The organism is Microbulbifer maximicatervae (SeqCode) (genome assembly GCF_052467225.1).
On the sequence record NZ_CP174303.1, the window covers coordinates 3,304,085 to 3,319,322 of the forward strand.

General features: G+C 46.7%; 15 protein-coding genes. 12 read left to right on the forward strand and 3 right to left on the reverse strand.

The window, feature by feature from the left end; all coding sequences use genetic code 11:
* The first annotated feature begins 252 nt into the window (after positions 1 to 252).
* From dbpA to ACJJIZ_RS14515, 8 genes are all read left to right on the forward strand, one after another.
* Entirely contained in the window at positions 253 to 1,641 is a 1,389-nt protein-coding gene (gene dbpA / locus ACJJIZ_RS14480) for an ATP-dependent RNA helicase DbpA (protein WP_444913898.1), read from the forward strand.
* Between the two features lie 328 nt (positions 1,642 to 1,969).
* Complete coding sequence (locus ACJJIZ_RS14485; protein ID WP_444913899.1) at positions 1,970 to 2,353, forward strand: SMI1/KNR4 family protein; 384 nt, start codon at positions 1,970 to 1,972, stop codon at positions 2,351 to 2,353.
* Positions 2,354 to 2,556: 203 nt separating this feature from the next.
* A complete protein-coding gene (locus ACJJIZ_RS14490) occupies positions 2,557 to 2,940 on the forward strand; it encodes a hypothetical protein (protein WP_444913900.1) in 384 nt (127 codons plus the stop codon).
* A gap of 26 nt (positions 2,941 to 2,966) precedes the next feature.
* Positions 2,967 to 3,311 carry a hypothetical protein gene (locus tag ACJJIZ_RS14495; RefSeq protein WP_444913901.1) on the forward strand — a complete coding sequence of 115 codons (345 nt, stop codon included), beginning with the start codon at positions 2,967 to 2,969 and terminating at the stop codon, positions 3,309 to 3,311.
* A gap of 751 nt (positions 3,312 to 4,062) precedes the next feature.
* On the forward strand, positions 4,063 to 4,521 hold the full coding sequence (locus tag ACJJIZ_RS14500) for a nuclear transport factor 2 family protein (RefSeq protein ID WP_444913902.1): 459 nt from the start codon (positions 4,063 to 4,065) through the stop codon (positions 4,519 to 4,521).
* A 296-nt stretch (positions 4,522 to 4,817) separates the two neighbouring features.
* Positions 4,818 to 5,702: a homocysteine S-methyltransferase family protein gene (locus tag ACJJIZ_RS14505; protein WP_444913903.1), complete on the forward strand. Its 885-nt coding sequence runs from the start codon at positions 4,818 to 4,820 to the stop codon at positions 5,700 to 5,702.
* A 631-nt stretch (positions 5,703 to 6,333) separates the two neighbouring features.
* Complete coding sequence (locus ACJJIZ_RS14510; RefSeq protein WP_444913904.1) at positions 6,334 to 6,615, forward strand: hypothetical protein; 282 nt, start codon at positions 6,334 to 6,336, stop codon at positions 6,613 to 6,615.
* 675 nt (positions 6,616 to 7,290) lie between these two features.
* Positions 7,291 to 7,860, forward strand: a complete 570-nt coding sequence (locus ACJJIZ_RS14515; RefSeq protein WP_444913905.1) for a DJ-1 family glyoxalase III — start codon at positions 7,291 to 7,293, stop codon at positions 7,858 to 7,860.
* A 315-nt stretch (positions 7,861 to 8,175) separates the two neighbouring features.
* Here ACJJIZ_RS14515 and ACJJIZ_RS14520 read toward each other — a convergent pair whose 3' ends face one another.
* Positions 8,176 to 9,174 carry a GlxA family transcriptional regulator gene (locus ACJJIZ_RS14520; RefSeq protein ID WP_444913906.1) on the reverse strand — a complete coding sequence of 333 codons (999 nt, stop codon included), beginning with the start codon at positions 9,172 to 9,174 and terminating at the stop codon, positions 8,176 to 8,178.
* A gap of 108 nt (positions 9,175 to 9,282) precedes the next feature.
* On the opposite strand from ACJJIZ_RS14520, the gene ACJJIZ_RS14525 reads away from it, so the two are divergent.
* A complete protein-coding gene (locus ACJJIZ_RS14525) occupies positions 9,283 to 9,585 on the forward strand; it encodes a putative quinol monooxygenase (protein WP_444913907.1) in 303 nt (100 codons plus the stop codon).
* 28 nt (positions 9,586 to 9,613) lie between these two features.
* The gene (locus ACJJIZ_RS14530; RefSeq protein WP_444913908.1) at positions 9,614 to 10,414 is read left to right on the forward strand and encodes an alpha/beta hydrolase; all 801 of its coding nucleotides are present in this window, start codon (positions 9,614 to 9,616) and stop codon (positions 10,412 to 10,414) included.
* Positions 10,415 to 10,457: 43 nt separating this feature from the next.
* On the opposite strand, the gene ACJJIZ_RS14535 is transcribed toward ACJJIZ_RS14530, so the two are convergent.
* Positions 10,458 to 11,327 carry a LysR substrate-binding domain-containing protein gene (locus ACJJIZ_RS14535; protein ID WP_282932908.1) on the reverse strand — a complete coding sequence of 290 codons (870 nt, stop codon included), beginning with the start codon at positions 11,325 to 11,327 and terminating at the stop codon, positions 10,458 to 10,460.
* A gap of 140 nt (positions 11,328 to 11,467) precedes the next feature.
* On the opposite strand from ACJJIZ_RS14535, the gene ACJJIZ_RS14540 reads away from it, so the two are divergent.
* Positions 11,468 to 12,598, forward strand: a complete 1,131-nt coding sequence (locus ACJJIZ_RS14540) for an S-(hydroxymethyl)glutathione dehydrogenase/class III alcohol dehydrogenase (RefSeq protein WP_444913909.1) — start codon at positions 11,468 to 11,470, stop codon at positions 12,596 to 12,598.
* Between the two features lie 56 nt (positions 12,599 to 12,654).
* Positions 12,655 to 13,509: an S-formylglutathione hydrolase gene (gene fghA / locus ACJJIZ_RS14545; protein ID WP_444913910.1), complete on the forward strand. Its 855-nt coding sequence runs from the start codon at positions 12,655 to 12,657 to the stop codon at positions 13,507 to 13,509.
* Positions 13,510 to 13,578: 69 nt separating this feature from the next.
* Here the strand turns inward: fghA and ACJJIZ_RS14550 are convergent, their stop codons facing one another.
* Complete coding sequence (locus ACJJIZ_RS14550) at positions 13,579 to 15,012, reverse strand: aldehyde dehydrogenase family protein (RefSeq protein ID WP_444913911.1); 1,434 nt, start codon at positions 15,010 to 15,012, stop codon at positions 13,579 to 13,581.
* Positions 15,013 to 15,238: the final 226 nt, after the last annotated feature.

Consider the following 15,238-nt stretch of genomic DNA (forward strand, 5'->3'; position numbering starts at 1 on the left):
TGGGGCATCGGGTTTACGCTACCCAGTGCCCCAGTTCTCATTTCACAAGAAGATAATCTGGATAGAAGAGACTTTTACGGGAACAAGGTGATTCATAGGTTTCTTCAGGGTTAACTGTTAAAATTCCATACAAATTTTGTATTGCACAAACTGCAAAATTGCAGCGTTCACAAAGGCTAAGTAGGTGACGATCACTTTCCCTACTGCTTGTGTAATACGCGTATTTGACATTTAACGACTCCAGGATTCACCTTGACTGCACCTTTTTCCGATCTCCCCCTAAACCCCGCCCTGCTGAAAAACCTCGCGTCACTCAACTACAAGTCCATGACCGAGGTTCAGGCCAAAACGCTTCCTATCATTCTTGACGGCAAGGACGTTATCGCCAAGGCAAAAACCGGTTCCGGTAAAACGGCCGCCTTCGGTTTGGGGGTGCTGCACCGGCTCAATGTCAGCCGCTTTCGGATTCAATCGCTGATTCTGTGCCCAACACGGGAATTGGCAGACCAGGTTGCGCAGGAACTGCGCCGACTGGCCCGGGCAATTCACAACATAAAGATTCTGACTCTCTGCGGCGGCATGCCTTTCGGCCCGCAGATCGGCTCCCTGGCCCATGGTGCCCATATCATCGTTGGTACTCCAGGACGCATCGAAGAACACCTGCGCAAAGGAACACTCTCCTTAGAGCATGTCGATACTCTGGTCTTTGACGAAGCCGACCGAATGCTCGATATGGGATTCCAGGACGTTATCGACACTATTCTGGCGCAGGTTCCAACTGGGCGACAGTCGTTACTATTCAGCGCGACCTATCCCGATGAAATTGAAAAGCTCAGCACCCGAGTGATGCAAAAACCGGTGATGGTTAAAATTGACTCTGCCCATAGTGACGAGGTGATCGAACAACGCTTTTACAGAACTGAGAGTTTCGAGGATCGCCTGGAGATGACACGGCGTGTTCTGCTCAATGACAAACCCGTCAATACCCTGGTTTTCTGCAACACCAAACGCGAAACCGATGAGGTGGCCGATGATCTGAAACAGGCTGGCTTCAATGTCCTCGCCCTGCATGGTGATATGGAGCAGCGCCAGCGCAATGAAACCCTGATTCGATTTGCCAATGGCAGCGCTTCAATTCTGGTGGCCACCGATGTAGCGGCACGCGGTCTTGATATCGACAAGCTGGATGCCGTTATCAACTTTCATATCGCCAAAGACCCGGAAGTTCACACCCACCGCATCGGACGGACAGGCCGCGCCGGTGAGCGCGGTTGCGCTTACTCCTTTTTTGCCGAGAAAGAAGGCCACAAACTGGTTCGCATGGACCTAACCCAGGACCCACTATCCGATCCAGATACACCGCCACCCGCCAGCATATTAAGTGAACCCCCTTTCCAGGCACCGATGGCCACTCTTCAAATCGATGGCGGCAAGAAGCAAAAGGTCCGCCCCGGCGATATCCTCGGTGCCCTAACCGGCGGCGATCGCCCGATTAACGGTAAAGATGTTGGCAAGATCAACGTACTGGACATGACCGCCTATGTTGCGATTAAACGCAATGTGGCATCACAAGCACTGAAGAAAATAGAAAACGGCAAGTTGAAAGGACGTAAATTTCGGGTGCGGCGTATTCGAGGCTAAGTCGAGTGAATATCCCCTGGCGACGCCGGGGGATTGCCCTTTTGCGCTCACTTCGGGTTCATGGTTATCCTGACTGTTATTTCAAAAGCTGACGAATAATATAATAATCAACTATGAATCAAAGAGTTACAGAGTGATATAAGAAATGGGGTAGTAGTCAAAGTGATCCTTTTTGCAGTTTGCACGGCCGTAACAACTAAATTTAACCCAATGACTTTATAACAATATTTTCGTTATAGCGAAGAAATTGATTCTGCAATAGTAATCAGGATAATAGTGATCCGTATGATTACTATATAAATGCTATACGTGGGCAATACACAAACACATGAAAAATACAATTAATACAATTAATAATGCCTTTGACATTGAGTTACCATCTTTCTATACCGATACTCTTATAAATTATCCATTCCCACAATCTGATGATCCAGACCGGATTGAGGGAGAACTTGTAAAAGACTTAGACTGGCTTATAAAAACTAATCGGAAGCTTCGTGAAGATGGTTTCTGTTATCAAGATCATTGGCCAAATCATTTTTTTGCAATAGGCTTCGACGGCTTCGGAAATTATTACTTTATCAATTTAAGCCAACAAGATACCTCTATATATATAGCAGACCATGAAGAAGATTTTAACCACAAAGAAATTTCAAATATGAAGCTAGCTTCAAACATTGAAGAATATATCAATGACTGTCTTGAAGAGTAGAAAATTTCAACCGAAAACATTTAACAAAGTCATTAAGTACGTTCTGACCAAGAAACAGCCTCCACCGGAATGCCTATGCGTTGCTCCGGCATCCGTTTATGGCGGCGTTGTGATCCAAATGGAGTGAAGCTATAAATATTTTTGCACGGACAATTGCGGTATTTTCTGCGCTACTTTTTTGTTTGCTATCGTGGATCGGCCCTATGGCTGAAACTTGTACTATGGGGGATACAGGTGGTTACGTTGGGAGTGTCATTCTAGCTGTTCCTTTTGCATTACTTGCTTCCTTCATTATTTTTAAGGCCAAGCCAGCAAACATATACTTTGAAAGCATCTCAGCCAGCTTAATAGTAATACCGTGTTTATTTATAGGATATATATGGTCTTTGCTTTTGGTAAACACTACTATTAGCGGCAACCATTTATGTGGCCCTGATTACAACAGCTATCTTAATGAGTACGGCACAAATTTTTGGTATATTCCGTTAATACAACTAATTGCCTGCGCTCAATTGATATTTTTTTCAATTAGGTCAGTGCATAACAAATCAGTCAAGAAGGACACCGTAAACCGCACCTCTTCTTGAGAAGTTATATGTGATACGAGGCTACGATGAAAAAAATTACCATTATATTATTTCTTTTACTGAGTACGCTTTTAGCCGGTGGTTGTGCGTCTCAAGTCAATAAAGTTATGCAATCGTGGGTTGGGCATCACAAGGCTGATCTAATTGCAAGCTGGGGGCCGCCAAATCAAGTGGCCGATGATGGTCGCGGAGGGGAAATTCTGATTTATAACAGCTACGTAAATTTGGGGCAAACTCCTGGAAGAGTCCAGACGGATTACTGGGGAAATACTACATATACCGTACCACAGCAAAATGGCTATCAACGAACCCGCATGTTTTATGTTAATCCAGAAGGCTACATATACAATTGGCGTTGGCAAGGGCTATAGCATATTAATCGGGCAGCCAGTAGTTTCTAGCTACCGGCCCCACACCACCCACCATGCGGTACTGCAATGGGCGCTCTCTACCAGTAATGAATATCTACCCAGCGATCACGTAACGAAATTAAACCTATCTTTTCGAAAACTCATTGTTGAGAGTGATATGAACATTCTCAGTTTTTGCACTTCACCAGTAACTTGTGACGGACGAAGCACAAGTTACTGCCAGCGATTCACTTACACTCATGTGCAGTAATTTTCAGACTTTCACTCTAACCCTGCGCCAGTTCTTCCAACAGTCAAGATCAATACATTTTTTATAGCCTTAGGCTATGCCAAAACAATTGATCCAACCACAGGGAAACACGGCAAGCTCTTTCAGTATCTTTTCGAGCGAAATATCACGGGATCGGTCAGTAATCTGATAAGAGTGGCATTTAAATTGGAGCAGAGACTTATCATGCCAGGCAAGCTTTGCCCAAACAAATAAAAACCCTTTAGTTTCAGCAAGCACCATGTTACACATAAGCGCAACTGCCCAAAGATCCCTCCTAAAACTGGTATCACCGTTTCATTTGAGCATCCTCGTTTTAGTCCTGTAAACCAGTTCCACAATGTGGAGATCCAATCAGATAGTTATTTGATGGGGAAAGTATGATATTTTTCCCTGTGAATTTAGCGGGCGGCGGCAGGGCTTGAAAAGCTACGCGGCACTTCGGCTGCTCTTGCTAGCAACGTTATTTTTTAGGAGGGAACCATGAAAACACTAAGAAAAATTGCATTGGTTTTGTCACTGTTCTCTGGACCTGCTATAGCAGGATCAGATCCAACATTTGAACCAGTTATTGCACTCTTTTCAGCTATCTCTAAGTTTGATCATTCTGCTATGAAGAGGTCTGTAACAGACAAATTTGAGCTTCTTGAGAATGGAGAAGTTTGGGGCATTGATGAACTTATCGCCGCTGTCCCCCCTGCTGAATACAAGAGGGAGAACTACTACAGCCTTATCTCTACTGATGTGAGAGAGGATATTGCCTTTATAAATTACTGGAATAAAGCTGTGTTTTCCTCTGAAGAGGGTACGCGGGACGTTATATGGCTGGAAAGTGTTGTGGTGGTCAAGGAAGATGGTAAATGGGTTCTACAGCAAATGCATTCTACACACGTTGAACCCAAGAGGGTTCCGGCGTCGATTGCATATCAAGAGATGCGCTGAAAAACATAATGAATGAGGGACAACGCCTACATTTCTACTTCGCTTTTGGCTTGCTCACCGGCTTTGCAAGTTAATATAAAACTAGTGCATTAGTACGGCGTGCCTTATCCAGTGGTTCAGGCTGTAGAAAACTAATGTGTGTTTTGTACACTTTATGGCTCAATGGGTATACTTTGTCAGTAGCTGGGTTTTAATCCTAGCCTTTCTTGCATGGCAATTTTAATGGCGGCAGTATAAAGTTTAAATATAACTGGGTGTTCAACTTCAGCGCCCGACAGCTTACACCGGAGAGCATCATGCAAGGAATTCTTTCAGAAAAGTTGATTCTTACTGAAGCGGCCATACTCGAAAGAGTCAGGCGTAACAAAGATATAAGCCTTTGCAGCCATGTCGACCATGCTAAATTAATCTATAGCAAAACTGGTGCTGAAAGCCTTAAACGAATCTACAGTGAATACATAAACCTTGCAATTGATGCAAAACTCCCTCTTTTGCTTGCAACTCCCACATGGAGGGCCAGCTCAGAGAGAGTTTCTCTAGCCAAGGCGCCTGCGTCTATCAATGAAGACGCAGTTAATTTTCTTTCGAATATCTTGCCAAAAGAAGGAAATGTATATGTAGGGGGCCTAATCGGCTGTAAAAATGACTGCTACAAACCACAACAAAGCTTAACTTACAAAGAATCTCTTTCTTATCATCGTTGGCAAATTGATAAGCTCGGAGCCTCTAAAGCTGACTACCTTATGGGAGTAACCCTACCAGCTGTACCAGAGGCTCTTGGCATTGCATCTCTAATGTCAAAGCACTCTAAGCCATATTTTATTAGCTTTGTCATTGGCTCAGATGGTCGCCTTTTAGATGGCCATGCCATTCAAGAAGCAATTTCACATATTGATTCTCAGGTTTCACCTAAACCTTCTGGATACTTTATTAATTGTTCTCATCCATCTTTTCTAGACGCTTCAAATCAATTACCTAACAGGCTAATCGGCATACAAGCCAATGCTTCATCACTAACGCACAATGAGCTAGAAAATAGCGAATCGACGCACTCCGACAGCATATTCGAATGGGGCAACCTTATGCTCCACTTAAATCAGAATCACGGATTCAATATATTGGGCGGCTGCTGCGGTACTGATTCAAGACACTTGGAATACATTATAAATAATCACAACTAAAATATTTAACCTATCCATCTCCGCCTACGGCTAAACTGGACAGCCAATCTCTTGGTTTGGCTACTATTAAAGGCATTAACTAGACCAACGAAATTATAAGTAGGGGAAAAGGAATAACACTGAGACTCGCACTAGTGTAGGATTAAGTACTGCGCACTTCGCCCCTTAGCTGAGCGTTAAGAACTACTAGTCATGAATATAGAGTATTGCTGGAGGGTAGACAAAGAGCTACCAATGCTAAACGAAGAGGAGTGGTCACAGCTCGGTCCACTACTTACGGATACCATTAAGAAAATTAAGGCTTATCGTGGTAAACACGGTTGTGATATTCCAACAGCTAGAACCAACTGCAGCGCGGAAGCAGTGGTGAAGTTCGAGGAATTAACGGGGTATCAGAACATGGATTCTGACGTTATGCCTTACTTAAGGCGTAGTAACTATGGCCCAAAGTGTAATAAGTGTGGCAAATTGTTCCGCACACCAAAAGCTAAATTATGTGTAGCATGCGGTCAAACATTGGAGCAAAATGTTTAACAAATTAATCAATATCGCCCTTATAGGGCTAGACCTCTACACTACGTGCAACTGCCCATTATTGAAGGACTATGTGTAGCCTACAAGGGAAGTATCTATGGAAGACTTTATTGGAATCATATTTATTTTGCTGTTTGTCGAAGTTACATACTGGGGAATATCGTATAGTACTGGTTACTTGTTGACACCTATAGTGTCATTTGGCAAGTGGAGAGCTGATAAAATTATAAAGGACAAGGGAACCGGCAAGAAAAGAAAGCACCAGACAGGCTTTACACTTATCGAGAGGTCAGGCCAAGTATACCTAGGCGCTATGGCTGTTTGTATTCTAGGCATGTGTTTTTGGCTAATAGTAATACTTGTTATGTGCCTCATATAAAAAAGCGAATAACCAAGTGTTTAATTCACTCACTATCGCTCATCAGCGATACACTGAAATATGTGCACCCGTTAATACATCGTTATAAGTAAAAATTAGTAAAGTTAAGAATCCACAAGAAATGAAAAATCTTAGCTATGAAAAAGATAGGAGAAACTCCTATGGTGAGAATGACAAGAGCAGCCGTAAAAATATCCGTAAGAGGAAAAAACAAAGCTCCCTATTATTTCGTAGAGATGCTTCTAATCTCACACGGCTAACAAATCACGGGATAGACGAAACGTTCTCTCAGGAAATAGAGTCAGAAGTTAAGACCACAATCTGCTTCGTATAAATCTGACCCAAGACCTACTATCTAATCCAGATACACCGCTAGTAGCAAGCATATTGAGCGAACCTCCTTTCCTGGCGCCGATGGCTACCACACAAATCGATCGCGACAACAATTAAAAGACTTGCCCCGGCGATATCCCGATTGCCATAACCGGCGGCGATCAATAGCATCACGTGCACTTAATAAAATTGGAAGAACGTAAATTTCGAGTGTGATGCACCCTGCGGTAGGCCTTTCAGGAGAATGATCTTAGCCCGTTAGGGGTTCTACCAACTCAAAGAGGTAGGATTAGCCCAAAAAGCCTATAAATAAGTAAACCCCATCGTTTTGGAGCTGCGACCGTGCCTAAAATACTGATTCCCGTCGCCGATGGTAATGAGGATATCGAAACCATTGCCATCTACGATATTTTGAGCCGCACGGATGCAGAGCTTGCCTTAGCATCGATTATGCCAAGTAGGCGTATAACTACCCTGCGTAACCTTGTTATTGAAGCCCCCTGCTCCATAGAGGATTGTTTAGACTCTACGTGGGATCTAATAGCCCTGCCAGGCGGTAAGGAAGGTGCAGAGCAAATGCATAACTCGGCTCCCCTAATAAAGCTCATCCGAGAACAACTTGAGTCGGGCCGCTGGCTAGGGGCAATTTGCACTGCTCCCGTAATCGTTCTTGGTCGGCAAGGGTTAATTACCAATTTCAAGGCCACTTGCTACAAGACTTTTCGCGGTGAACTTAGTCAATATGTAAAGGAAACCAGTGATCAGAGAGTGGTTGTCGACCGGAATTTGGTCACCAGCCAATCACCCGGGACCGCTATCGAGTTCGCTTTTGAACTCGTCACCTGCTTATTTGGGAAAGAACTATCGCAGGAGATTGCACAGACGGTGAATGTCTATCTACCGCCAAATTAACTTAGGGAGCCTCTGAATAACTCCGTGATACCTCTGGCTTGCAGAGCGGTTCACAATCAAGGCGCGGCTTCGCAGGAATGTCTAGACCTTTCAAGAAGTCGCAACGCGGAGTGTGAATTGCTCTGCAAGCCCCGAAGGGCGGGCCTTGAAGGCCACAGCTGCTGCGTTGCAGCTCTTGCAAAGGACTGAGCCATTCGCGGCGAGCTGCGCCTAACATCTGCAGCCTTCAAGACCCGCAGAGGCATTACAGAGTTATTCAGAGGCTCCTTAGCTTTTTCCAGGAACCTGGGGCGCTGACTTCTATCACCAAGAAAATCAGCTTTTCTGATATTTCTGCCTAAATTGACTGGGACTCATACCCACATGCGACTTAAATACACGTCGGAATACTGCATCATCGGAATAGCCTAATTCTTGCGCAACACTGGCAACCTTATTGGCTGGGTTTAGTAAAAGGCTACGTGCGTACTCCATACGGACGCTATCGATAAATTGTTTGGGTGCTTGCGCTGTTAACTGTTTTAGCCGCCGGTGTAATGTTCGCTCGGATATCGACAGTTCTTTTGCCAGCAACTGACCGCCTAACTGTTGACCAAAATATTGACGAACCACATTTTCAGCATCAACCAGAAACTGCTCTTTCGATAGCTGGTAGCCTTTTGGTACATGCAAAGTTTGCGAACGCGGGTGGGAATCCACAACAGCGAGATCAGCAACTTTGGTAGCGACTTCATCGCCAGCTAGCATCTTGATCACTTGTAGAGTCACATCTACCCAAGATAAAGGGCCACCCGCTGTCACAATATTTTGATCTACTAATAACCCACTGGCCCATAGCGGGCAGGCATTGCTAAAGCGGGATTTCAACTCATTGTGTAACCACCAAGTGGTTGTGCATTGCCGTCCATTTAACAGACCCGCTTCACCCAGCGCCAAAACGCCACTACAAGAACCCGCGATAATTGCCCCGCGCCTATATTGGGTTCGCAGCCATTCGCAAGTCGGTTGATCCAGCAGCTTTTCAGGGGGCACACCAAACTGGTTGGGCATAAATCCGGGGACTATCACGGCTTCGCAGCTGGATATTTGTGATATCCCATGGCTTACAGCAAAGTACCTGCCCTGCCCGTCTATAATGTCGGCGCCATCAGAACTGGCGACCAGGATTTTGGGGGACCAGGATTGTTGATAGGCAGGGTCCAGGGAGTGCTGGCTTTCAGATAAGCGGAGGCCACCTAGGGCAAACATATCTTGAACGCCAGCTAGAGCCGACGGCAAAACTCCCGGCATAGATAAGATGACTATCTGGGCCATAAATCCTCAAAGTGGCGAATTTTGTCTGATCATTGTCTTTTTGGACACTGATAGTCAAGCCTGAGCTTCCCCTAGGATACTCATCACCAAACAACGTGAGAGAAAACAATGACTGAAGCTAAACTGGCCATCGTGGCACTGATCGACGCCAAAGCGGATAAGGCTGATGAGGTAAAGGCGCTGCTTACCTCAGCCCAACCGCTCGCTGTGGAAGAGCAAAAAACCCTGAGCTGGTATGCCGTACAAATCAACGCTACGCGATTTGCTATTTTTGACACGTTTAGCGATGAAGACGGCTTAACTGCACATCTTAACGGCAAGATCGCTGCAGCATTGCTTGGCAAAGCGGATGAACTGCTCGCATCAGAACCACAAATTATGACTGCGGATATCCTCGCATCTAAAGTCTAAGGAAGCCTTGAAAAACCGGGAGCCGGCTTTGGATAACTCTATCGTCTTTATCCACGGAACCAATGCCGGCCCCTGGACAATGGAGAACTTTCACCAGCATTTTGAGGAGGAAGGTTTCTATTGTCACAGCCCAAGCTACCGCTACCATCAAGATCTAAAGTCAGAACAAAATCAGCAACACCTTAAAGGATTGAGTATTGCCGACTACGTTGATGACATAAGTGCATTTATACAATCTTTAAATCAAAAACCTATACTAGTCGGCCACTCCCTGGGCGGTGTTATTGCACAAAAATTGGCGACTATGGATTTGGCACAGGCAATCGTGTTGCTTAACGGAAGCGTAAACTGGGGAATACTGCCCACCACAGAAGAAGAGCGTGCGCTGGGCAAGTTGTTTATGGCTGCGGGTGAATTTTGGAATGATGTCCTGTTACCGGATTTCGCGACAATGGCGAAATTTGGGTTGAATAAACTTAATCCAGGTGACCAACACAAGGTCTTTGATCGATTAGGCCCTGAATCTGGACAAGTCCTATTTGAATTGTTCTTCTGGATCTTTGACAGCAATAAAACAACCAGGATTGATTATCAAAAAATCAATTGCCCCACTTTAATGGTTTCGGGAACCGATGACCTGGCAATTCCGCCTTCCACAGCACAGTTAATCGCAGAGCGGCAAGGTAAAAGTACCACCTTCTACCGGGCGGAAGGTTATGGTCACTATTTAATGCTGGAGCCAAAATGGAAGCGGATTGCGGAATTCTGTAGTAAGTGGGTTAGCCAACAAATTGAAGAAACCACTCCCGCTAGTAATAAACCACTGTGAACCCTTTGCTACACCAAACCCTAAATCTTCCTCTTCCCTTTTCTCAAGTGAGATACTCGGCTAGATAATCGATCAGCAGCCTGACTTTCGGGGCGATATATCGATTGCCGGGGTAAACTGCATATACCCCTTCATCCCTATCTTCGAGATCACTTAAGAGGGTGATTAACTTTCCTTCAGCGATATATTGCTCGACATAGTAATCGGGCAACTGCACAACCCCCAGGCCTTTAAGCGCAGCATCTAAAAGCGCCCCACCGTTGTTGTAGCGAAGGCTACCTTTGACCCTAAGGTTTTTTTCTCCTTCCCTGGTATTGAATCGCCAGTAATCCAGTGTGCCCAGCAGGCAGTTGTGCCTGGTCAATTCTGACAAGGAGTGTGGAGTCCCGTGCTCTTCAAGATAATCCGGTGAGGCGCACAGATGAATTCGCCGGTCCGCCAACTTTCTTGCCATCAAAGTTGAGTCCTGCAACTTACCCAGGCGTATGGCGATATCGTAACCCTCATCTATGAGGTCAACCTGGCGATTGGTGAAATAGGCATTGACCTCAATCTTGGGGTTTTGAATCACAAAATTATTGATCAGTGGTGCAACCTTCTTTTCAGCATAAGTGACCGGTGCCGTCAGTTTGATTTTGCCCTGTGGGTGGCTCTGTAATTGAGTTACTGCTCGTTCCGCCGCCTCCAGCCCATCGAGCACCCCCCGGCAATGCTGGTAAAACAGCGTACCTTCTTGTGTCAGTGACACCTTGCGCGTGGTTCGATATAGCAGTTTGACATTCAAGCGGCTCTCCAAAGCACTGACCTGGCGGCTGACTTTGGCGGTGGAAATAGCCAGCCGCTGCGCTGCGAGGGTAAAGCTCTCGCTTTCAGCAACATAAACGAATTCTGTAATACCTTCCCAATCTTTCATTATTGCAAATATGTAAAAGTAAGCTTCAAAAACACCCAATTATAATCAATTCTGCAATCAATATAATGGCTCCCCAGTCGTCACAGCGGGGCCAACCAACTCCAGGCCCTGAATGACATGATTTAACAGCGAGTAATCTAATGTCTGAACAATTTATCAAGTCGAAGGCCGCCATCGCTTGGGGGCCTGGCCAACCGTTATCGGTCGAAGAAGTGGATGTCATGCTGCCAAAGGCTGGTGAAGTATTGATCAAGGTCATTGCATCGGGAGTGTGTCACACCGATGCTTTCACCTTGTCTGGCGACGACCCGGAAGGCAAATTTCCCTGTATTTTGGGCCATGAAGGTGGCGGTATTGTCGTGCAGGTCGGCGAAGGGGTTACCAGTGTCAAAGCGGGTGATCATGTGATCCCCCTGTACACCCCAGAATGTGGCGAGTGTAAATTCTGCAAATCCGGCAAGACGAACCTCTGCCAAAAGATCCGTGAAACTCAGGGCCAAGGCCTAATGCCTGACGGCACCACGCGCTTCTATAAAGATGGCAAGCCCATCTACCACTATATGGGCTGCTCGACATTTTCGGAGTACACCGTATTGCCAGAGATTTCACTGGCAAAAGTAAATCCGGCTGCGCCGTTAGAGGAAGTCTGCCTGCTGGGTTGTGGTGTCACTACTGGTATGGGCGCTGTGATGAACACCGCCAAAGTTCAAGAAGGCGATACCGTTGCGATCTTTGGCCTTGGGGGTATCGGCCTTTCGGCGATTATCGGCGCTACTATGGCAAAAGCTTCACGAATCATTGCCATCGATATCAATGAAAGCAAGTTTGAATTAGCCCGCAAACTGGGGGCGACGGACTGCATCAACCCCAACAACTACGATAAGCCAATTCAAGAAGTCATTGTCGAACTCACCGAGGGCGGTGTGGATTACTCCTTCGAATGCATCGGCAACGTCAACGTGATGCGCTCCGCTCTGGAGTGCTGCCACAAGGGCTGGGGTGAATCGGTCATTATCGGTGTAGCTGGTGCCGGCCAGGAGATCTCCACCCGCCCGTTCCAGCTGGTAACAGGCCGAGTCTGGCGCGGGTCCGCATTCGGCGGAGTTAAAGGACGTTCCGAATTACCAGACTACGTAGAGCGCTACCTGAATGACGAATTCCAGCTCAACGACTTTATCACCCACACCATGAGCCTGGATGACATCAATAAATCTTTCGATCTGTTACACAAAGGCGAAAGTATCCGCACCGTCATTCACTTCGATCAATAACCAGCAATGATCAATTGGGCCATCCCTTGGAGGTGGTCCAATTAGGGCTATCCATCATGTCTATTGAAAATATCAGTGCCAACCGGAGTTTTGGCGGCTGGCACAAGCAATACCTTCACGACTCTCAGTCACTTAACTGCAAAATGCGTTTTGCTATTTATTTGCCACCGCAAGCTTCACAAATGCACAAGGTTCCGGTGCTCTACTGGCTGTCAGGTCTGACCTGTACCGATGAGAATTTTATGCAAAAGGCAGGAGCCCAGCGGATTGCCTCCGAACTAGGGATAGCCATCGTTGCTCCCGACACCAGTCCCCGTGGAGAATCTGTTGCCGATGATGAAGCCTATGATCTGGGGCAAGGTGCTGGATTTTATATCAACGCCACCCAAGCGCCCTGGAGTCGCCACTACCACATGTATGATTATGTGGTGGAAGAACTGCCAGCACTTATCGAGACCACCTTCCCTGTGACAACACAGCGCGCCATTGCAGGACATTCAATGGGGGGCCATGGTGCACTGATGATCGCCCTACGCAATCCAGCAAGTTATGTTTCCGCATCAGCCTTCAGCCCCATCAGCAATCCTTCTCAGTGTCCGTGGGGACAAAAAGCCTTTGAAACCTATTTGGGCAAAGATCGGGATAGTTGGCGAGACTACGATAGCAGCGAACTGCTCAAAAATGCCGACAAGCCTGTGCCGATGTTGGTGGATCAAGGGGAAGCCGATAGCTTTCTTGTTGAACAGCTGAAACCAGAGACGCTCGAAGAAGCTGCCAAAGCAAGCAACTACCCGCTCCAACTTCGCCGCCATTCCGGTTATGACCACAACTATTACTTTATCGCCAGCTTTATTGAGGAACATCTTCGGTTTCATACCCAGCATCTCAGCCAGACATGCCCAAACGAATAAGTAAGGTCAATCGTTAGTCCAAGGCCACAGCTGCAAGGAGAGTTGTGGGCCTGGTGACCTATTAATTTTCTAGCTATTTAATTCACGCACCACCATCAACCGCTCCTCGGTCATATCCGCAATAGCCCAGCGTACCCCTTCCCGACCAAGACCCGAATCCTTAACACCACCATAGGGCATATTATCTACCCGCCAGCTGGGTACATCACCAATAACCACACCACCCACTTCCAAGGTATCCCAGGCTTGCTGGGCTTTGTAAAGGTCACGAGTGAATATGCCAGCCTGCAGACCAAAGGCACTGTCATTCACCTTGTCTAAAACATCATCAAAGCTATCGAAAGGCTCCAGAATTGCAACTGGGCCAAATGCCTCCTGCTGTACAATGGAGCAGTCATGGGGCACGTTTTCCAATAGCGTTGGATCAAGCATGGCGCCATCTCGTGTACCTCCACAAAGCAGGGTTCCCCCGGCTTGAACCCCCTCTTCCACCCAGGTATGCAAGCGGGTAGCCTCTCCCTCAGAAATCATTGGGCCAATAAATGTATCTTCTGATCGAGGATCGCCTTTCTTAAGCTTTTTAGTACGCTCAACCAGACGTCGCTTCAGGTCTTCATATAGACTACAATGTCCATAGATCCTCTGGACGCCGATACAGCTTTGGCCCGACTGATAGAAAGCACCGAAAATCAGCCTCTCTACAGCATCATCAAGATCTGTATCCCGATCGATAACGCAGGCTGCATTACCTCCCAACTCCAAAACCACTTTCTTTCGCCCCGCCCTGGCCTTTAGGTCCCAGCCCACCGCCGGTGAGCCGGTAAAGCTCAGCAGCTTAAATCGATCATCCACTGTAAACAGCTCTGCTCCCTCTCTATGGCAGGGCAATACAGAAAAGGCACCTTTCGGCAACTGTGTTTCGGCCAGAACTTCAGCGATGATCAATGCCCCTATGGGCGTACGGCTTGCGGGTTTTAGTACAAAGGGACATCCTGCAGCGATGGCAGGTGCCACCTTGTGAGCAGCAAGATTCAAAGGGAAATTGAACGGCGATATAAATGAACATGCGCCTACTGGCACTCGCCTGATATATCCGCGATAGCCCCGTGAGCGCTTGGATATCTCAAGATTGATAATCTCACCATTGATACGCACTGCCTCTTCAGCGGCCACATGAAATGTATCGATTAGACGCAGCACCTCGCCCCGCGAATCATGAATCGGCTTACCAGCTTCAATACACAGCGCTTCGGCCAGCTCTTCAAACCTTTCACGAAAACGTACAACACAATGCTGTAAAACTTCCTGGCGGTTGTAAGACGGCAAATTAGCCATCGGTTTTTCTGCCAAAAGCGCCCAGTCGATGGCACTGTCAATAACCTTGGCATCAGCCATTGCAACCCGGGTAGCTACTTTCCCTGAATACTTATCAGTAACTTCCAGATCGGTGTTGGCATGCACTGCTTCATTGGCCAGGTAGTAAGGGTAAGATTCTTGCAGCAAGGTAATATCCTTTTACTTGATGTCTTGATCTATCAAGAGTGCCCCAACGCTAGATACAGCATTGTGCCCATCGTCGGGTATAGATGACCCGCAGGCATATATCAAATGCGTGTTCATTGGCATATTGGTTTTGCTACCGGGGAAGGACTTTCTTACTCGTACAAGCTAGATATGATGCAGAAGGGATAGAAATAGAGGAATCTTGTGAAGCTGGGGGCAAGCGCCC